The sequence below is a fragment of the Nitrospinota bacterium genome (assembly GCA_016217735.1).
GTDB lineage: Bacteria > Nitrospinota_A > UBA7883 > JACRGQ01 > JACRGQ01 > JACRGQ01.
This window is the reverse complement of record JACRGQ010000057.1, coordinates 1-19,485: the sequence shown is the minus strand read 5'-3', so window position 1 is coordinate 19,485 and position 19,485 is coordinate 1. Positions and strand designations below refer to the sequence as shown.

At 56.3% G+C, this 19,485-nt stretch carries 19 protein-coding genes; 2 read left to right on the top strand and 17 right to left on the bottom strand.

Annotated elements, in window-relative coordinates; all coding sequences use genetic code 11:
- Window positions 1-361: 361 nt before the first annotated feature.
- On the top strand, window positions 362-862 hold the full coding sequence (locus tag HZA03_09465) for a transposase (GenBank protein ID MBI5638183.1): 501 nt from the start codon (window positions 362-364) through the stop codon (window positions 860-862).
- A 104-nt stretch (window positions 863-966) separates the two neighbouring features.
- On the opposite strand, the gene HZA03_09460 is transcribed toward HZA03_09465, so the two are convergent.
- Both HZA03_09460 and HZA03_09455 read right to left on the bottom strand, forming a co-directional pair.
- On the bottom strand, window positions 967-1,605 hold the full coding sequence (locus HZA03_09460; protein ID MBI5638182.1) for a tetratricopeptide repeat protein: 639 nt from the start codon (window positions 1,603-1,605) through the stop codon (window positions 967-969).
- Between the two features lie 29 nt (window positions 1,606-1,634).
- Window positions 1,635-2,276, bottom strand: coding sequence for a histidinol phosphate phosphatase domain-containing protein (locus tag HZA03_09455; protein ID MBI5638181.1), 642 nt, complete (start codon window positions 2,274-2,276; stop codon window positions 1,635-1,637).
- A gap of 841 nt (window positions 2,277-3,117) precedes the next feature.
- Between HZA03_09455 and HZA03_09450 the strand changes: the two genes are divergently transcribed.
- Window positions 3,118-3,549, top strand: coding sequence for a rhodanese-like domain-containing protein (locus tag HZA03_09450; protein MBI5638180.1), 432 nt, complete (start codon window positions 3,118-3,120; stop codon window positions 3,547-3,549).
- A gap of 114 nt (window positions 3,550-3,663) precedes the next feature.
- Here HZA03_09450 and HZA03_09445 read toward each other — a convergent pair whose 3' ends face one another.
- The 15 genes from HZA03_09445 to HZA03_09375 all read right to left on the bottom strand — a co-directional run bounded on the left by HZA03_09445 (window position 3,664) and on the right by HZA03_09375 (window position 19,190).
- A complete protein-coding gene (locus tag HZA03_09445; protein MBI5638179.1) occupies window positions 3,664-4,803 on the bottom strand; it encodes a class I SAM-dependent rRNA methyltransferase in 1,140 nt (379 codons plus the stop codon).
- 485 nt (window positions 4,804-5,288) lie between these two features.
- Window positions 5,289-6,554 carry a deoxyguanosinetriphosphate triphosphohydrolase gene (locus tag HZA03_09440; GenBank protein ID MBI5638178.1) on the bottom strand — a complete coding sequence of 422 codons (1,266 nt, stop codon included), beginning with the start codon at window positions 6,552-6,554 and terminating at the stop codon, window positions 5,289-5,291.
- Window positions 6,449-6,775 (bottom strand): (2Fe-2S) ferredoxin domain-containing protein, encoded by a 327-nt coding sequence (locus HZA03_09435; GenBank protein ID MBI5638177.1) that lies wholly within the window; start codon window positions 6,773-6,775, stop codon window positions 6,449-6,451. Before HZA03_09435 ends, HZA03_09440 begins: the two co-directional genes overlap by 106 nt.
- 123 nt (window positions 6,776-6,898) lie before the next feature.
- Window positions 6,899-7,504, bottom strand: coding sequence for a transcriptional repressor LexA (lexA, locus tag HZA03_09430; protein ID MBI5638176.1), 606 nt, complete (start codon window positions 7,502-7,504; stop codon window positions 6,899-6,901).
- Between the two features lie 241 nt (window positions 7,505-7,745).
- Complete coding sequence (locus tag HZA03_09425) at window positions 7,746-8,930, bottom strand: hypothetical protein (GenBank protein MBI5638175.1); 1,185 nt, start codon at window positions 8,928-8,930, stop codon at window positions 7,746-7,748.
- Window positions 8,924-9,187: a response regulator gene (locus tag HZA03_09420; GenBank protein ID MBI5638174.1), complete on the bottom strand. Its 264-nt coding sequence runs from the start codon at window positions 9,185-9,187 to the stop codon at window positions 8,924-8,926. The genes HZA03_09425 and HZA03_09420 overlap by 7 nt, the downstream gene beginning before the upstream one ends.
- A 210-nt stretch (window positions 9,188-9,397) precedes the next feature.
- On the bottom strand, window positions 9,398-9,877 hold the full coding sequence (locus HZA03_09415; protein ID MBI5638173.1) for a cyclic nucleotide-binding domain-containing protein: 480 nt from the start codon (window positions 9,875-9,877) through the stop codon (window positions 9,398-9,400).
- 395 nt (window positions 9,878-10,272) lie between these two features.
- Window positions 10,273-10,680, bottom strand: coding sequence for a 50S ribosomal protein L19 (rplS, locus tag HZA03_09410; protein ID MBI5638172.1), 408 nt, complete (start codon window positions 10,678-10,680; stop codon window positions 10,273-10,275).
- Entirely contained in the window at window positions 10,677-11,942 is a 1,266-nt protein-coding gene (gene trmD, locus HZA03_09405; protein MBI5638171.1) for a tRNA (guanosine(37)-N1)-methyltransferase TrmD, read from the bottom strand. The genes rplS and trmD overlap by 4 nt, the downstream gene beginning before the upstream one ends.
- On the bottom strand, window positions 11,942-12,463 hold the full coding sequence (gene rimM, locus HZA03_09400; GenBank protein MBI5638170.1) for a 16S rRNA processing protein RimM: 522 nt from the start codon (window positions 12,461-12,463) through the stop codon (window positions 11,942-11,944). Before rimM ends, trmD begins: the two co-directional genes overlap by 1 nt.
- A 1-nt stretch (window position 12,464) precedes the next feature.
- Complete coding sequence (locus HZA03_09395) at window positions 12,465-12,698, bottom strand: KH domain-containing protein (GenBank protein MBI5638169.1); 234 nt, start codon at window positions 12,696-12,698, stop codon at window positions 12,465-12,467.
- A complete protein-coding gene (gene rpsP / locus HZA03_09390; protein ID MBI5638168.1) occupies window positions 12,695-12,952 on the bottom strand; it encodes a 30S ribosomal protein S16 in 258 nt (85 codons plus the stop codon). Before rpsP ends, HZA03_09395 begins: the two co-directional genes overlap by 4 nt.
- 44 nt (window positions 12,953-12,996) lie before the next feature.
- Window positions 12,997-14,325, bottom strand: a complete 1,329-nt coding sequence (ffh, locus tag HZA03_09385) for a signal recognition particle protein (protein MBI5638167.1) — start codon at window positions 14,323-14,325, stop codon at window positions 12,997-12,999.
- 642 nt (window positions 14,326-14,967) lie between these two features.
- Window positions 14,968-16,929 carry an N-acetylmuramoyl-L-alanine amidase gene (locus tag HZA03_09380; GenBank protein ID MBI5638166.1) on the bottom strand — a complete coding sequence of 654 codons (1,962 nt, stop codon included), beginning with the start codon at window positions 16,927-16,929 and terminating at the stop codon, window positions 14,968-14,970.
- A gap of 467 nt (window positions 16,930-17,396) precedes the next feature.
- Window positions 17,397-19,190, bottom strand: coding sequence for a hypothetical protein (locus tag HZA03_09375; protein MBI5638165.1), 1,794 nt, complete (start codon window positions 19,188-19,190; stop codon window positions 17,397-17,399).
- Window positions 19,191-19,485: the final 295 nt, after the last annotated feature.

Sequence of the window (19,485 nt, the reverse complement as noted above, 5' to 3'; positions counted from 1 at the left end):
CTAAGATACGGTTCAGAGTCTGTCGGAAGACCGGGGAAACTTATCTACCAAACATGGTCCCAGCCATTAGGTGCGACACAGCTTTCCCCGGTTTCCACTTAATGAAATTCTACGATTTCCAAGATACAAGGTGCGACACTCTTGTCGCACACTTGGCGGCATTGGTGCGGCAGGGTGCCGCACCTACCGGGGCGCACACTTGGCGGCATATGGTGCGGCAGGGTGCCGCACCTACCGGGGCGCACACTTGGCGGCATATTGGTGCGGCAGGGTGCCGCACCTACCGGCACAGCAACATGCCGCATCTACCCATTTCATCATCGCACCAGCACAAATCGCCGATGTGAGATATAATTTATCCGTGGACGAACGGGGTATTCCTCCGAACCGGTTGATACAATATCGACACCGCGCGCTCCCCCACTGGCAAGCGGGCGGAAACTGGTATTTCGTCACCTTTCGCTCCGCGATGGGCATTCTTCCCGATGAAGCACGGAACATCGCCGGTCAATCCATCACATTCCGGCATGGCTCACACTACGGCCTTTCCGCGGCGGTCATTATGCCCGACCATGTCCACATGCTCCTTTGTCCGCTGGAAAAGGAAAACGGCCTGTACCGCTCCCTTGCCTCGATCCTCGGCCCCATGAAAGGGGGGAGCGCCCGGCGGATCAACCGGCAGCTTGGCATTCAGGGAACCGTATGGCAAAAGGAATCATTCGACCGCATCGTGAGGGACGGGGAAGAGTGGCGCGAAAAATATGAATACATCAGGAACAATCCGGTAAAAGCCGGCCTTGCGGCTCAACCGGAACATTACCCGTGGCTGATCGACGGCGAACATTTCATCAACCGCCCCTGACCCGGTTGACGCTTCGCGCCAACGTCTTGGTGGGTACCCATTTTAATGGGTACATCGGCCCAACGGGCCGACCTGCTTGGCGCTGCGCGTCAATGTCACACAAGCTACAGGCGCGCCAGGCGCTCCTTCACTTCGGCGGTGATGCGGCTGCCCGGATGTTTTTCCAGGAATTTCGCGTATTCCGCTTTTGCGGCGGAATTGTTTCCGGCGGCTTCCTGGTTGCGGGCGATCTGATAATCGGCCTCTCCAGCGAACATGGTGGTTGCGCGGATTTTTTCCAGCGTGGCGATTGCGTCGGCGAATTTCCCCTGCTGGGTAAAAACCGCGGCGAGATTGATGGCGGCGAACTGGCCGGTCACGTCGTTTCCGCCGATGCCTTTGTAGAGGGCGGCCGCTTCGTCGAAGCTCCCCTTTTGGTACAGGAAGTTGGCGCGGTACAGGCGGCCCAAGCGGCCCGATCCGGTGCCGCCGAACCGCGCATCATACGCTTTCAGCTTGTCGATCACCTGATCGGCGGTGGCGGTCTGGCCGCTTCCCGGGCGCGGCAGTTCGGCAAGCACGCGGTAAAGTTCCACGTTGGCTTGCGCTATTTTCCGCGTCTGGTAGTACCAGAAGCCGAAGCCGAGCATTATCATGACCAATACGCCGATCACCGGCAACGCCAACCGCTCGCGGTTATCGGAAACGTAATGGAATGCGTGATCCCAGAACGTCAGGAATTCATCGGGCGATTTGACGTCCATTTTCTTTGTAATCCGCTTGTATAGCGCCACTATTTCAAACCCTCCACCAGGCGTTGTGAATTTTTTAAAACCTCTTCCGCCTGCTTTGCGTCAAGCCCGGCGGATAACATTACTTTCATCGCCATGTCGCGCCCCATCAGGTCGCGCGGCGAATGACTGTCTGTGTTGAATACCATCTTGGCCCCCGCCTCCAGCGCGGCGCGGGCCACATGGCCGTTGGAAAAACTGTGGCCGCTCCGCCCGCTGATCTCGAGGAAAACGCCGGCGGCGGCCGCCTTTTTGGCGGCGGCGGCGGTGATCAGCCCCGGGTGCGCGAGAATCGTCACCCCGGCGTCGATGGCCGCTTCGTTGGTGCCCGGCTCCACCGGCTCCACGATGGTCTCGCCATGCACCACGATGATCCTGGCCCCCGCGGCGCGGGCGCGTTTGGCGACGTCGGCGATATTGCCCGGCGTCACATGGGTGATCTCCACCCCCGGCAACACCTTTATAACGTGGCGGTCTTCGGCGCAAAAGCGGACGATGCTTGACACCACATGCTCCACGTTGGACTGATCCACGTGGTCGGTGATGGCGATGGCTTGGTGGCCTATCGCCTCGGCGCGGCGGGCCATCTCGGCGGGAATCAGCTCCCCGTCGCTGAATACGGTGTGCATATGCAGGTCTATCATCCGCATAGGTTACGGCATGCGGGGGGCGGCTGTAAAGCGGGAGTTGGAAGAGGCCGTTGAACAAGCCTGTGTCATCCTGAGCCGCAGGCGAAGGATCTCTTTCGGGGAAAAGGGAAAGAGTTCCTTCGGTCGCATGCGCTCCCTCAGGATGACATGTATAAACAGGTTTTCAATATTCAGTTAATGGTTGCGGCGAAATGGCTAGAAAAAAATTTGGACACCCCCGGCGCCCGTGCGCCGAGGGCGGGAACTGCCGTGGCTATTGGAGAATGTTATTTCGTGATTGAATAAAAAATTTGGACACCTAAAAGGGGGTAACTTTTAGGTGCCCGTTCAACGTAGGATAAAAGTGGGTAAAAAAAGACCTTGCTTACGTCGTTTCCATAAGCAGGTCATGGGAGGCTAAACAATCCTTGCAGGTGTGATCAACGTCACGCCCGCACATGAGGCACGTAAGCGAACCCTGATAAAACCGGAGATGGCCGCCGCAGTGATTGCAAACCCGGACGGCAACCCTTCGCTTCGTCACTTCCTTCAACTCAACTTCCAGCAATGTTTTCATGGTCTCCTCGCTCTTTTACAAATTTAATAAGCAAGCGGTGTGCCAAAAATCACGGCAATTAGACATCTATTTGTTTTTATTGGTTATTAATCCCGCAAGAAAACTTTTTTGGCCGAGCACCATTGGTTTAGGAGGCAATTATTTCCCTTATTTTTTGGCGGCGGTCACTATTTTCCGCCATTTTTTTGGGGTATTCTGAATGCGGTTGCCTTGTTTGCCTGAATCCATTTTTGACGGCACGGTTCTATAACACCAACAACGGAAGTTTCCAGAGAGGTAATGAACGTGAAAAAAACTATCGTCATAGCGGGAGTTTTGCTGACAATGTTTGGACTGGGATTTATTCGCAAAGGATTTGACGTATTCGCCGCCGATGTGACCGGCTACACCGACCTGTCCGGTACCGATGCCGTGCAGATGATGAAGACCGAAAAGGACATCCTTATTCTCGATGTCCGTTCAGAGCAGGAATTCAACGCCGAACTGGGACACCTGAAAGGGGCCAAGCTGATACCGGTGGACGACCTGGCCCGCCGCATCGATGAAATCGCCGCGTTCAAGAAAAAGAAAGTGCTGGTGATCTGCCGCTCCGGCGTCCGCAGCCGCCGCGCTTCGGCCACGCTGGCCGGCAACGGCTTTGAGAAAGTCTACAACATCGCCCCGGGCATGGCCGGCATGAACCAGGTGCCGGGCGCCCCGATAGAACGCTGACGGTACAACAGGATTTATCCTGTTGTTGCCCTGTAAGGGGCAAGCGGAATTGTTTCTTTTGGAAACAACCACAGGTTGAAACCTGTGGTACCCGCCGCAGGGGCGCGTCAGGGACTATTTCGTATAGACCCACCACTTGAGATAGTGTCCTTCGGGGAACGCCGGGCGTGTGGTGTGATCCGGCGGCAGGCCGCCGGTTTTACGCGCAATCAGCTTCAATTCCGCCACGGCGTCTTCGCACGCCTTTTTCGGCATGAACGACGAGCAGTTGATGGCGAGCAGCGCTCCGGTATCCGATAGCAACGCGCCGCCGAGCCGGAGCAGTTTTTCCCATCCCTTCAGCGCCGGTATCAGCGACGATTTGTTCGTACACATATTCGGCGGATCGATGATGACGAGATCGAATTGCCGCCCCTCCGCCGCAAGCTTTTGCAAAACGTCGAACACATCGCCGGTGATCCACTCTTCATCGGGCAGCGCGTAGCCGTTGGCCTCCATCAATAGCTTCGCCTGCGCGCGGGCCTTTGGGTCGCCGTCGACGGAGAGCAGCTCCGTCGCCCCGTGCCGCCGGGCGATCAGCGTGAACGCGCCGTTGTTGGAAAAAAGGTTGAGCGTCCGCCGCCCCAGCGTCATCTTCGGCAGGTGTTGCCGCGCCCCCCGCAGGTCGAGGTAAAACCCTGATTTTTGGCCGGTGAAGGGGAACGCAAGAAACGTGAGTCCGCCTTCGGAAAAGCTGATCGGCTCTTCCACCGGTTCGCCCGCCAGCACGGTTGTTGGGCCGCCCCGCTGGGTGGGAGGTTTGAGCAGGTGCGTTGCGGCGCCAAGCTGCTTTGTTACTTCATCGGCGAACAGCGGCAGCAGCGAATCCCAAAATGCAAGGTAGGGCTGCCAGACCGCAACTTTGCCATAGATATCGCAGGTGAGGCCGGGAAATAAATCCCCTTCGCCGTTGATGAGGCGGCAGGCCTCGTCCGATCCTTTTTTCTTTTCGCACAGATCGCGCAGAAGTTCGCGGAAGACGCCGGGGGTCAGCGGGTCGCCGCCGGGCAGGATGCGGAGCGCGATGCTGCCATGCGGCTCGTAAATGGCGTTGGCGCAAAACTGGTTCTGGCCGTCCACAATGCGGACAAGACTTCCCGGCGGAATCGCCTCGATGGCGGACGAAAGGGCGTCGCGGTGTATCCAGGGGTGCCCTTTGCGGACGACCCCGGCGATGAGTTTTGATGCCTGATAGCGGCGCGGCGAGAATTCCATGTACAAGAGGGTACAGATTCCAGCGGCGTAAAACAAGGAAAACGGTATCGCGGTTACATTAAGGACGGTTTTAGCATGATGCGATGCGGTGATAATGACGACCCGGTTTTGTAAAATATGGAACGTTTCCGCCGCGTTTATTCAGCGTATTTTTCCACCACGTTTTCCGTAATAGGCGTGCTTAGAGCGGGTTGCCGACATGGCACGTTCTATGCTCATTAATGGGGTATGGATTGAAAAGGCGGGTACGAAAAAGTACCGGGGTTTAACGCAAAACAAGAAATCAAAAACTAATTTTTCTGGCAGGAATGGCAGCAGGCTCGGATGGCCGCCATTGCCGACGCTTTGCGGCCGAAAGGCCGCGGAGTACGGCGGTGGTCTTTGCCGGCTAAAAACGTTAAACCAGCAGCCTGTTTAATGTTCGTGCCCAATGATGCCGGCAGGGGGCTGCCTTCCGCCGAATTTCCCGGCGCGGCGGACGCAAATCAGATTTTGGGGGAGTGGCCGAACAGTTTTTCGTATTCATTCAGCGCGAAGGAATCGGTCATGCCGGCGATATAATCGCAGACGATCCGTTTTTCGTTCCCCGATTTTTTTTCTTCGTCGAAATGGCCCCGCACGCCGGGGGGGAACAATTCCGGCTGATCCAGGAAAATGTTAAACAGCTCGGTGATTATTTTCCGCGCGTGCGCTTCCATCCGTTTCACGCGGTAGTGGTCATACATGTTCTTTTGCAAAAACTTTTTCAGGCCGTTGTGTTTTTCCCGCATGGCGGGGCTGAAACCGGCGAGCTTTTGCGGAAAAACGCGCACCTGGTCGATGGTTGCAACGCCCGCCCCTTCGATATTTTTTTGCGTCTGGTTGATGAGGTCGGTCACCTGCTCGTTGATGATGTACCGCACAACCTGGTAGCGGAGCAGCTTTTCGCGGAGGGCGGGATACTTCGCTTTCGTCCACGCCACGCCTTCGTTCCACAGCTCGCACTCCTTCAGCATTTCCGGGGTGATGGTGCCGTTCACGATGCCGTCGTCGAGGTCATGGGTGCTGTAGGTAATCGGGTCGGAGATATCCACCACCTGCCCCTCAAGCGAGCTGTGGGGGTGCGTTTCAAATTCCGCTTTCAGCGGCTCCGCCATCCGGTGCCCCTTTTTGGCGATTGCCTCGCGCAGCTCGTAGGTGAGGTTCAGCCCCTTGAACTCCGGGTAGCGGTTTTCAATGATGCAGACGATGCGGAGCGCCTGCGTGTTGTGCTCGAACCCGCCGCCGCCTTCCATTAATTCGTGCAGAATGTCCTGCCCCTTGTGGCCGAAGGGGGCATGGCCGATGTCATGCACCAGCGCTATCGCTTCGGTAAGGTCCTCGTTCAGCCCCAGCGCGCGGGATACGGAACGGCCGATCTGCGCCACCTCCAGGGTATGGGTGAGCCGCTTGCGGAATTGATCCCCCTCCTGATAGAGGTGGGTGTACACCTGCGTTTTACTCTCCAGCCTGCGGAAAGCGGATGAGTGGATGATCCGGTCGCGGTCGCGCTGGAACGGCGAACGGTAGGGGTGCTCCGGTTCGGGGCAGGCCCGCCCGCGGCTTTGGGCGCTGCGGGCGGCATATGGAGCCAGCCGTCTCTCGTACTCGTCGAACGGGTGCAACGTCAGAAGGTGCCTTCCTTGAGCATGTATTTCTCCACCGGCTTGCCGGTGGTGACGTGGCTGTCGAAAATCTCTTCGGCCGCCTGCGGGGTGACGTTGCCGTACCATACGTTGTCCGGGTAAACCACCACGATCGGGCCGGAGCCGCAGGGGCCAAGACAGCTCCGCACGGCGGAGAGCATCACGGTGTCGAATTTTTGGGTGGCCTGGAGTTTTTGGCCCATCGCCTGCAACGCCCCCATCGCGTTTTTCGCGGTGCAGCTGCCGCGCGGGTGGCCGGCGGGGCGCTCGTTGATGCAGACGAAGAAATGTATTTTCGGCTTCGGCATGGAAAGTCTCCTGTTAGGGTGTTGTCGTTATTTACGTGCCCTAAGTATATAGCCGCCGCCGAATGCGGACAATACCCGCGTCCATAATGGAGTTTTGAAAAAAGAACGCGCGCGGCGCGGCGATTAGAACTTGCGGATGATGCCGACGACGGTTCCTTGTACGCGGACGCGGTGCGGCTCCATTATCATCGGCGCCATCATGATATTGGCCGGCTGGAGGCGGATTTTTCCCTGTTCGGGGTAGTAGCGTTTCAGCGTCGCCTCGCGGCCGTCCACCAGCGCCACCACGGTCTGGCCCGGCTTGGCAAATTCGGCCTTGCGCACCAACACCATGTCGCCGTCGCAGATGTGGTCGTCTATCATCGAGTCGCCCCGCACGCGGAGCAGGTAGCAGTTTTCATCCGCCCCCATCTCTTCGGGCAGGGTCATCGTATCGGTGTCCGGGTAGCTTTCGATGGGGTAACCCGCCGCGATGGCGCCGAGGATCGGTATGGCCAGCCCGCTGGGGCGCGCGCCGTATGAGGGGATAACCTCGATGCTCCGGTGGCGGTTCGGCACGCGGTTTATAAGCCCCTTTTCCTGCAAGTTTTTCAGGTGCTGGTGGATGGTGGCGGGTGAACTTATGCCGAACTGGGCCTTGATCTCCCCGATGCTGGGGGCGTAGCCCTTATCGGCGACGAATGCGTTGACGAAATCCAAAATTTCTTTTTGGCGCTTCGTAATAATCATAAGCGAAACATAAACGAAATTAATACGAAAGTCAAGCGGCTTTTTAGCAAACTTTCAGGCGAAAATTGGCAAAAGTTACGGGTCTTATTCTTTGGCTTTGACCTTTATATTGGACACTCGAAACTTTAATAACTTGCTTGCCAAAATAATTGGAGATGAAGGAATTGTATATAGGCCAACGCTAAAATCCCATCTATGCATTACAGGCGCGGCAAAGCAGTTTGCCGGTTTCGTTTGTGAATCAGACGGCGCTTTCCCCCGCGAGATTGGTAAAAAGATCGCGTATCTCACGAGGGATAAACGTGAAATGCGCTTCATACGCTCCGGCACCATGTTCTTTTGTGATTTTGGCGTACAGGGGAGCTTCCCTTCCGGATGCCGGTTCGCCGGTAAGCGACAACTTAATGTTTAAAAAAGGGGCAAGAGGTTTATCCGGGTATATTATTGCCCCTGTGCTGGCAAGGGCGGTTATTGAAGCATGGATTTTTTCCCCGGTGGAATGTTTTTCCTCCAGAATTTCGCATTCAAGCGTTATGGGGGTTTTCAGCATGGTGAACTTCACGCGTTTTTCGGGGAGCGAAACATTGTATTTCCCCTTAATGCCCATCACATCGTAGATCATGCAGGGTTTGCTGAACCCTTTGAATGGGATAAAAAACTCTCCGCTTGTTTGCACTTCGGTGGCGGTGTCCCTCAACACCGATTCGGTGGCCAGTATCTGCCCCCCCACCGTAAGCGATTCCACCCTGCCCGCAAGATTGACCACGTTTCCCACCACGGCATATTTCGCCCGGATATCCGATCCGATGTTGCCGGCCACCACCACCCCCGTGTTCAGCCCGATCCCCATCACCAGATCCATTAGACCCAGATCCCTGTTCCGCCGGTTCACGTTTTCCATGGCCAATTGCATCTCCACCGCGCAAGCTATGGCGCGGGCGGCGTCGTCCGGGCGTGAATCAGGCGCGCCGAAAAGCACCAACAACGCATCGCCAATGATTTCGTTTATCACTCCGGAATATTTCGAGATTATGCCGGTCATCTCCTTAAGGTAGCCGTTCAGCATATCCATGATGGTTTCGGCCCCGTACATCTCAGAAACGGCGGAAAAGCCCCGCAGGTCCGTCATCATTACCGTGGCTTTCAGGCTTTCCCCGCCCAGCTTCAGCCCATCGGGGTGTTCCAGCAGTTTTTCCACCACTTCATCGGACATGTAACGGCCGAAGGTTTTTTTGATGAAGCTGTTGCGCGCCTCAAGCTGGGCGTAGAGCCGCTTGTTCTCGTCGGTTATTTTTCTAACCTCGAAAACTTTTCGCGCATGAAGCAGAATTTCGTCGCGAATATGCTCATCCTTGACGATATAGTCATCCGCCCCGGCATGGACAGCCTTTATGGCGGTATCCTCGTCATTCCTGCTGCTCAGCACCAAAATCGGAACCTCGGCCTTGGCGTCGCGGAGTTTTTTATAAGTCCCAGGCCGTTAAGCACCGGCATGTCCATATCGGTGATGACCAGGCGCACATCGGGATTCTCGAAATATGTTCTTGCCCCCTCGTCGCCATTTCCGGCGGAAATTACGGAGTAGCCGTTGCGGGTAAGCGCACCCGTAAGCAGCAGACAAATATCCTCTGAATCGTCCACGATCAGTATTTTGCCATGACCGCCCGCGCCGCTTTCAACCATCCCGCCCGCTTTCAGAAAAAAGCCCTTCCGCTCCGCGCGGATACGGTTGTTCCACCGCCAATCCAGCGAAAATCCCCATTGGCTGATAACCGGTTTTTATACCATCGGCCGCCGTTATCGTGAATACATTCCGGCAATGAAGTATAGCGATGATGTTACACATAAAAAAACGGCCGGGGACCGTATTGTCCCCCGGCTATTGTGAAACCGCTATCTGCGCTTTTCCCGCTCTGAAAGTTTTTCATAAAGCTCTTTCAGCTCGTTAAACACCTCTTTGACTTCTCCCTTGCCCTTGGGCGGCACGCTAAGCTTTATCGTGCCTATTTCGGCCAGCCTGCCACGCGACCTTTCAATCAAGGAATAAAGCTCGATCGATTCTATAACGGCGGTAAGATCGTCCCTGTTTATGGGCATCTCGTTCTTAATAAGCCCCATGATGTGATCCATGTACGGGGTTTCCACTTCCACGTCGGTTTCCGCCCTGACCGATGCCGTGGGCTTGCGGTCATTGAAAAGGGCCAGAATGCCAAGCACCCTCGGCGTGCCGCCTGGCTTTACTTCTATCTCGTTAATCTTTTTGCCTTTCGAATGCACCGAAACCCGGCCTTCCCTCAGCCGGTAGAGGTGAAACATCCGCGTGTCGCCTTCGGTAATGAGCCACTGTCCTTTGTTTAAGGTCTTGCTTCCCATCGTAAAAATCCTCTTTTAAAGTGACATTTCCAGATGACTTCTGTTTAGCGCCTTATCTATGGAGTGAATGATATGTTTCACGCAAGAAATAGTCAAATCCCATATCCCGCACGGGTATCCTTTTTTTAATGTTCCGGCGGTGAGACGCTGAAAACCTCCCCCGGTGACAAGAGGCTAACCGTAATATTGGTGGAATGTGCGGTGGGATTCAAGGCATAAAACGGTTCTCTTGGCAGGTGGAAGGCCGGGTTTTGCTTTGCGGCATATTTGGGAGTGGCATGGCGGGGCCAAGAGTTACTTATTTGGCAACAGCCGTCATCATTTTTTCCCCGTTGTGCAAAAAAAGGGCGGCAACACGGGGTGTAAACCCCATGCGGCCGCCCCGCGATCAGGCGTTATTCGGTAACGGCGGGAACTTCGGTGGCGGGGACGACGATCTTGGCCTTCTTTTTGGCAAACGCGCCTTTGACTTCGCTAAGGCGCGCGGCTTTACCCTTCAGGTCGCGCAGGTAATAGAGGCGGGCGCGGCGGACGCGGTTGCGGCGCACCACTTCGATTTTTTCGATGCTGGGGGCGTGCAGCGGGAAGAGCCGCTCGACGCCGATGTTGAACGACACCTTGCGGACGGTGAAGGTGGCGCGGGTGCCGTCGCCGCGCTTGCGGATGACGAGACCCTCTATCATCTGGACGCGTTCTTTTTCGCCTTCGATGATTTTAACGTAAACCCGGACGGTATCCCCAACGCGGAAATCCGGCAGGTCTTTGCGCAAATATTCTCTTTCGACTTTTTCCATCATGTTCATTTTGGTTCTTTCCTTCCTCTGCTAATCAAACGATCTAGAATGATAGCAGAAGCCCCCCTGACAGGCAAATGGTTAAATGCGGCGGTACCCTCGATGGGAAGCAGCGTCCGTTCGGCCCGTTCCATCAGCGATTTACCCAGCCCATAGGCGGTGCCGAAAAGGATAATCCATTCATCGGCCTCTTCCGCCGCCACCGCGCGCCACTGGGCGGCGCTGACCGCGCCGGGCACCCGTTGCGCGGTGGTGGCAAGCAGTTTCACCCGCTTGGAACGCCTGCGGGCGTGCGCCACCGCTTCTTCGACGGAGGCGGCGGTGACCAGCAGTTCCACCGTCCCCTCGCGCCGCACGTTCTGTTTTTTCAGGTATTCCTCGTCGGTCCAGTGGCTTTTCATCCGCTCCACCAGCACCTGCTGATCCGCCACCGGGGTAACGATGTAGATGCGCTCCGCCCCGAATGTTTTGCCATAGCGGGCCATATCGTGTACATCCAGCGTGGTGATGGAACTGGTGATTTCGTTGCCGTTTTTTCCCGCCACCGGATGATGCACCAGCGCGATGGAAAAGCGCGGCGGCGGGGCATTTTCAGCGAGGCGTTCAAGGAGGTCGGGGCGGACTTCGACGGTTTTTTTCAGCGCCTGTTCGTGGCGCCACTGCCGGATGTTTTCGTGGTGGCCGGAAAGGAGCGCCTCCGGCACTTTGTACCCCCGGAACTCTTCGGGGCGGGTGTACTGCGGATGCTCCAGCAGCCCCAATTCGTGGCTTTCGTTGCAGAGCGACGACGGGCTGCCGACCGCGCCGGGGAGCAGCCGGAAGACCGCCTCCATCACGGCCATCGCCGCCACCTCGCCGCCGTTGAGCACATAATCGCCCAGCGAAATTTCTTCGTCCACCCAATGCTCGATAATCCGCTCGTCCACCCCTTCGTAGCGGCCGCACACGAGGATAAGCCGTTCTTCGCGGGCCAGTTCGCGCGCTTTTTCCTGCGTGAACGGTTTGCCGCGCGGCGACAGAAGGATGGTTTTGGCCGCCCCTTCTTTTTTCAGCGCATCAATGGCGTCGGCCAACGGCTGCGGAGTCATCACCATGCCGGCGCCGCCGCCAAAGGGGGCATCGTCGGTTTTGCCGTGCTTGCTGTCGGTAAACGGGCGCAGATCGTGTACCCGCACGTCGACCAACCCTTTGTCGCGCGCCTTTTTGAGCAGACTCTCCCCCAGAAAGGAATCGAAGATGCCGGGAAAGATGGTCAACAGATCGAAGCGCATCAGTCGAAAAGCCCTTCCAAAACGTGAATGGTTATCTTCCGTCCGGGAACATCTATGCGGCGCACCACCTCATGGGTGGCGGGGATGAGCAATTCACGGCGGTCCGCGGCGGTGATGATCCAGACATCGTTGGCGCCGGTTTCCATGATGCCGGTGATTTCGCCCAGCCGTTCCCCATCTTCTTTATACACCGCGCAGCCGACGATGTCTTGATGGAGGTATTCCCCCTTCTGAAGCGGAGGGAGCAGGCCGCGCCGGACGAGAAACTCGCGGTTTACATATTGGGCGGCCTCTTCGGGGGAGTTACAGCCATCGGGCTGGACGGCCCAGGTAAAACCGCGAAGATGGCGGGCGGCGAGAATATAGATTTCCCGTTCCGGACGGCCTTTCGCCGCCACAACGTGGCCGACGGTGAAATCTTCCGGGGGATAGTCATCCGGCAGGTACGCCTCGAACTTGAGCTCGCCGGTGAGGCCGAACGGCTTGAGGAAGCGCCCGCAGGCAACCCTATCCCTTGGCAAGTTACTCGAGTATTTCCAAAACCGCCCGCTTATTCTCGCGGGTGGCGGCGGCGGCAAGGAGCGCGCGCATGGAGCGCGCGGTGCGCCCCTGTTTGCCGATCACCTTGCCCAAGTCGGACGGGTTGACGTGCAACTCGATAACGGTGGTGTTTTCACCGGCGATTTCCGTCACCTGCACATCGCCGGGATTATCGACGATGGCCTTGACGATGGTTTCGATCAGTTCTTTCATTATTTCGCGGCCGCGGAAGCGGGCGTGACCCCTTCTTTCGCGAAGATTTTCTTCACGGTGTCGGACATCTGCGCGCCGGTCTTGATCCACTTTTCAGCGGTTTCTTTCACCATCACCGTTTTGCGTTCGCGCGGGTCGTACGTGCCGATTATTTCGAGGAAGCGTCCGTCGCGGGAATACCGCTTGTCCGCCGCCACGATGCGGTAAAAGGGTTTGCTTTTAGCCCCGTGCCTGGAGAGCCTGATAATAACTGCCATGGTTCCTTACTCCTCTTGAAAAAACGGTATATCCGTCTGGTTTATCAAAGACCGGGCCGGCCCCGCATCTGCGGCATGCCGGGCATGCCCCCTTTTTTAATGTTCTTCATAACCTGCTTCATCTGGGTGAACTGCTTGAGCAGCCGGTTCACATCGCTCACTTCCATGCCGCTGCCATCCGCGATGCGTATCTTGCGGCCGGCATTGATGATCTGGTGGTTGCCGCGCTCCTCCTTGGTCATGGAACTGATGATCGATTCCACTTTTTTGAGTTCGCCGTCGTCGATCTTGGCGTCTTTGGCCACCTTCATGCCGGGGATCATTCCCATCAGTTGATCCAGCGGCCCCATTTTTTTCACCATCTTGAGCTGTTTCATGAAGTCGTTCAGGTCAAAATCGCCCGAGGCCATCTTCTTCCCCAGCTTCTCGGCCTCTTTCTCATCCGAGGCGTCCTGCGCTTTTTCGATGAGGGAAAGCAGGTCGCCCATGCCGAGGATACGCTGCGCCATCCGGTCCGGATGGAAAACCTCGAACTGCTCCAATTTTTCGCCGATACCGGTGAACTTCACCGGCGCGCCGACGACCGACTTGATCGAAAGGGCCGCGCCGCCGCGGGCGTCGCCGTCCAGCTTGGTCAGTATCACGCCGGTGATGCTGACGCGGCGGTGGAATTCCTTCGCCACGTCGGCGGCCTGCTGGCCGGTCATGGCGTCCGCCACAAAAAGCACTTCGGCGGGGGTGATTTCCTTTTTTATCTTTTCCAGTTCCGCCATCAGGGCGTCGTCGATCTGGAGACGGCCGGCGGTATCCACCAGCAGCACGTTGGCGTTTTCGTCTTTCAGCGCTTTCAGGGCGGTTTTGCAGATTTTAACCGGATCGTTCAATTCGGCCGGGTGATGCACCGGAATTTGGAGTTGCTGGCCGAGGATGGTGAGCTGATCGCGCGCGGCGGGACGATAGATGTCCGCCGACACCAGCATCGGGCGGTAGCCTTCCTTCTTGAGGTGGAGGCCCAGCTTGGCGGTGGTGGTGGTTTTACCCGAACCTTGGAGACCGGTCATCAGTATGACGGTCGGCCCCTTTTTGTTCATGGCGATGCCGGCCTGTTGCCCCCCGAGGAGCTGCACCAACTCATCGTGGACAATCTTGACAACCTGTTGCGCGGGGTTGAGCGCCTTGTGTACCTTATTGCCGGAAAATTCGACGCGGATTTTTTCGATAAACGATTTGACCACGTCTTGGTTGACATCCGCCTCCAGCAGGGCAAGGCGCACCTCCCGCAGGGCGTCGGCCATGTTCGCATCGGTCAACTGCGAAAGGCCGCGAATTTTTTTAAATGCGTCCGATAAACGGCTCTCTAATTGTTCAAACATAAGGAAGCGGGTATTTTGAATGATGAATAGTGCATTGTCAACCACTTCCCCATGCTATGGCCGAGATAGCTTCGAAAAGACGAAACCGGATTCCGCGAACCTTGACCGTGGTTTTTTACGTTCCACCTTACCCCATCCCTCCGCCAAATGAGACTTCCCCATGCGCGGACAAGCGCAATTGGCCCCGCATTTGCCAAGCATTATAGTTTTTACATCATTCACCATGAACATGGCTGTAGATGCGGCTCGAAACAAGTCCAAAAAATTCCGTTATTTTTACAAATGCCACTTGACAATGTTGATAACTTATCGCGGGGAAAGTCGCGCCAAATCATAACTCCTTTAGATTGGGGCTGTTCCACGCATCTATTTGTTATTATTGATCATGCTCCGTGTCTATTTTGTAATCAAACAGTAAAAATGGGCTGTTTCCGCGGTATTCGACGTGCCGTAAAAAAAGATATCCACAAGTTGCCCACAATAAATGTGGATAGCTATTTTTGAGGGGTTATATAAAAATCGGCAATTTGTTAAACCGGTTGGCGAATCGGCACCCCATTCAACGCGAAGACGCGCCATCGAAGGCGATTGCGGATAATTTACCATGCCAAATGGTGAAACCGGTTCCGCCAGTCCTGTAGTTTAGTTGGCAAGAAACGCCATTTGCGTCTCGCGGCGGTAGTCCGTCACGCCATCGGCAATTCCTTCGGCGATTTTTTGCCGGTAGGCGGCGTTGCGGAGCAGTTTTTCTTCTTTCGCATTGCTGATAAACGATGTTTCAACGAGAACCGAAGGCATCCGCGCGCCGTGCAACACATAGAACATCGCCTGTTTCACGCCGTGGTCATACGGGCGGTGGCCGGGTTTTAGCCCCTTAACCACCGCATGTTGCACCATCGCCGCCATCCGGCTCGATTCATTTATTTTATCGGTGCTTTGCATGTCATAAAGTATAAAGGCGAGGTCGTTGGTATCTTCGTTGTCGCTCTCCATATTCATCATGTTTTCCTGGGCCGCCACATATCCTTCGTCTTTGCTGCGGGCGGGGCTGAGAAAATAGGTTTCCACGCCGCTGACGTTCCGCTTTTTGCTGCTGTTGGCATGGATCGAAATAAAGAGATCGGCATCATTGGTGTTGGCAAAAGCGGTCCGCTCTTCCAACGGAATAAAGATGTCGGTGCTGCGGGTGAGAAGAACGCGGCAGTTGCAGTTTGTTTTCAGCAACTTTTCAAGCCGCAAGGCGATATCAAGCGCAACATCTTTTTCCCGCAGACCGCCGCGTCCGATGGCCCCCGGGTCTTTGCCGCCGTGGCCGGGATCAATTACGATCGTCCTGGTTTTAGAGTCGGGTATCGGCGCAAAGCTCGCTTTTTTAACATCTTTGGACTGGTGGGGAGCGGTCGGCTCAACTGGCGTTGCGCTGTCGATAAGCCCCGCCTCCGCCAACCCCGCATCATCGGCGGCTAAATCGGCCAAGGCGTCTCCGGCGGTTCCCGCGGCGGCAGTAACCGGCGGAAGCGGATTGATAACCGGCGCATTCAGGTCAACCCCCACTTTGGGAGCCGACAAACCTTTCGCCACGATGGCCGGCTTTTGGGCCTCGGCCTTCAAACTGTCGGCTTGATTCGCCGCCGGTTGGTCAAGGGGTTGGGCGGCGCTTTGTGCCGTCTCTTGCGCGGGAAACGCGGATACCTCGACGGGCGCCGATTCCTTGTCGGTATTGATATCGATCACGATCCGTTCCGGGTTGGAGAGTTCCATGGTGCTGTAACTTCCCCCCGATTTCAGGGCTATTATCACGCGGCTGATTTCGTGGTTGGGCGAACCGATCTCGATTGATTGCACCAAACCGCTCGGGGGAGTGATTGATTTTTCGAACGAACCCGCCCCCTGGGCGCCGAGGAGATCCACAATAATCCGGTTTTGCGCCTCGTCACGCTCGATTTTGTAATGAATCCGCTTGCCCATGTCCAAAACCACGCGGGCGTAACTGTCGTTGGCCCAATAGCGTACCCGCTTGAAATCCAATTCGGCGGACGCTTCCGCATCCGGCGCACTTTTTACTTTCACTTTGGGGAGGGCGTATTTGGCGCTGCGGATTTCGCCTTGCAGCCTGTCGATCATCGTTTTAGCCACCGCCACCCGGTCCCCTTTGGGGAACCAGCTAAGCAGACCCCGAAAATCGGAAACGGCCTCAACTTTATCGCCATCCTTCAGCCGGAGTTCGCCGGAATTGTAAAGCGCGTCGTCGGCCAGCGCATGATCCGGATAGGTGCGTACCAATACACGGTATATCGTCAGGGCGTTTTGTTTGTCGACTTTCCGGTGATAGCGGGTGTACAAGTCTCCATGCAACTGGCCGGACATGAAAAGAGCTTCGGGGGTCTTGGCGCCTCGCGGATATTTTTTGTAAATCGCCTTGAACATCTCAAGATTTCTTTCGAGTTCCCGGCGGCTCACATTTTTGTTAGCCCCCCCCAGTTTGTGATAGTAATCCGCCGCTTGTTTATAGGCGGCCACCGAGCGGTCAGGAGCGGCATCGGCATAACCGCTTGATATAAAGACGGCAAGCAGAATGGCGGCAAATATTTGACTGATTTTCATGGCTCTGTTTGGAAGTAGAGGCAAAACTTGTGCCAGCAAAAGAGGATACCCCCAAATTCTTACCGTTTCACGAGATCCCGCTAACGTTAAGTGCAATGTAGATTTTATACTATAACTAGCGGAGGAAACGCAAGTTATTTATATCGCCTGCTCCAGCTTGCGAAAAACACCCCCCCAACTTTCCACTATGAGGGGGGTATCGTTTGCCGGTCTGAAATGGAGCGACGGTGTATTACGGCGCCGTGGAATCGTAATTGAGGCCGTCGCTCAAAGCGGCGGGGCCGCTGTTATCATGCGGCACGCCGACAGTTACCGTACCGGCGGTCTGCCCGCCCTCCCCGCCGTAAGGAGGGCGTGGAAGTATCCAACCGGCTGTTGAAAAAGCTCCGCCTTGTCACCCTGTATGCGTTTCATCGGTTTCGAAATTGCCGATTTGCAACAAAGCGGCGACTGCTCCCTTCAGAAAGTTACTTTTTCCTCTTTTGGGGTTTTTCCCGATGCTCTTTTTCCTTTTTGGAGTGGTGTTTATCGTTCTCAACCTCGGTGAGCGTAAAAATCGTCTCGCCGCCGCAGGTTCCCCCCTTGCCGTCATCGGCGGTGAAAGCGACAAGCCAATTTTTCACCTCGACATCGTTTTTGTCATGATGATCGCGGCGGGTGTGGTCTTCAACCTCTTCGATTTCGGTTACGGCGCTTACCGTGATCACCGGCACGTCGCCGTCGGGATCGGTCACGTTTTCCACCAAAACGTCAGCGGGGGTAAGATGTTCGCGCACCTCTTCGGGGGCGTCGGGGTTTTTCAGCCGCGCCGTGGCGGCGGCGCAGACCGGCGGCTGGTTCTTTACTTTCTCCATCGGCATGGTGATCTGCGTGGCGCCGTTGGTGCTGCAATTGTTGTTCTCGTCCAGTTCCGGCACCGTCTGATCGGCGTCCACGCAAGCTCCGATGTAGTAGAGGGCGCCCGGTTGCAGATTGGCGGGAAGATTCACGGTAACGCGCGCTCCCTTGTCCTGCCGGCCGGGGGCCAGCGCGGGCACCGCCCGCTCGCCCAGATATTGGTCCACGGCGGTGTTGATGTCGGCATCGGTGGAAAGATAGTAGCGGGTGATCGACGGACCCGCCGGGCCGTTCCCCTGATTGAGTGTGCCGTCTTCCACTTGCAGGGTGGTTTCACCCGGCATCAGCCTGATGAGCGGCGGGAAGAAATCGCCCACCACCATGTCCGGCCCCCCTTTCCACTTCACCTCCACCGGCGGGCTGACAAGATAGGGCATCCCCTCCAGCACCATTTCCGCCACCACCGTATCCGTTCCCTCCTGCATGCTGTAATACCGTAAAGAGGCGTTTCCGTCTATGTCCGTCCACCGCCCCGCTTCGTGCCAATAACCGAACTGAACATCATCGGCGGAGCTCAGATAGCCGTCGATGTTCGGCAAATAAACGTCCATATTCGGTCCGGATATGACGTGCAGGCGGATAAGCGGCGGCCCGTACGGGCCGCCGGAAGGCGCCGGCATCTGGTTGATCAGATAGCGGGCGTTCAGCGTGACCCATGCCCCCATGGTTGAAATCGATCTTTCAGGGGAGAGGGTGAGGTTTTCCTCGAAATAGAAAAAAGGGGGAAGGTGGTCCAGTATGTACTTGGCGTTGAAATAGAAGAGCGCGTAGGCCTCATCGGTGCGTTGCGCGGGGACGGATTGCGAGACGAGGGCGATGAATTCGTCCAGCGCCGCGCGGGCGGTGTTGGTATCGCCGGCGGCGGCTATTGCCGATCCCGCCTTTGCCTTCAAGGCGTCGTGCAGGGCGGCGTCTTTCAGCCAACCCAGCGCAACCGATTCGTCCAGATAGCCGGAGAGCTGTTCCATCATCAGCGAAAGGTTGGGCTGGCCGTCAGGCAGCCCCGGAGGGGCGGTCGGTGCAACCGCTTTGGTGTAGAAGTTGACCGATGCGATAAACTTCCAGTAGTCGTTCCCCGCCAGCTCGAAATCTCCGACTTGATCTTCGGTGGGAGACTGCAATTTGGGGGTAACCTTAACCTCGCGTATCCCCGGCAAACCGCGGCTGTTGATAATGAATCCCGATGGGGAAGTGCCGGGAGCAATCTTCAGGCCCCACCACCCTCCCCATCCCTCCGAGTCAAATCCACAGAAGCCCCGCCCATACGGATTGAGCAGGGTCGAAGGGACGCTCCGTGGGTCGGGTACGGTAAAATCCTGATCCAGCAGATGCTTTTTCTTTGGCAGACCGGTGCCATCCGGCACCAAGGTCCCTTTGCTGCGCCTCAAGTCTACGTCGACATCGTCAACAGTACCGGTGTTTCCAGGACCAGAAACAATGGTATAGGTGTAAATAAAATAGTCTCCGTTGAAAAGAACGGATGTCTGTATCTTTGTATCGGCAACTGTCGGAACTTCTCCGCCCCAATAGGTTGCCGCATCTGCGTGGTCGGTAAAAAAGGCAAATAAGAGAATAAGCAATAACCGTTTCATTGGGGCAACCCTCCATCCCAGGGATTCTTGCACTCGTAGTGAATTAAAGTCGGCCATTCCCAACGCT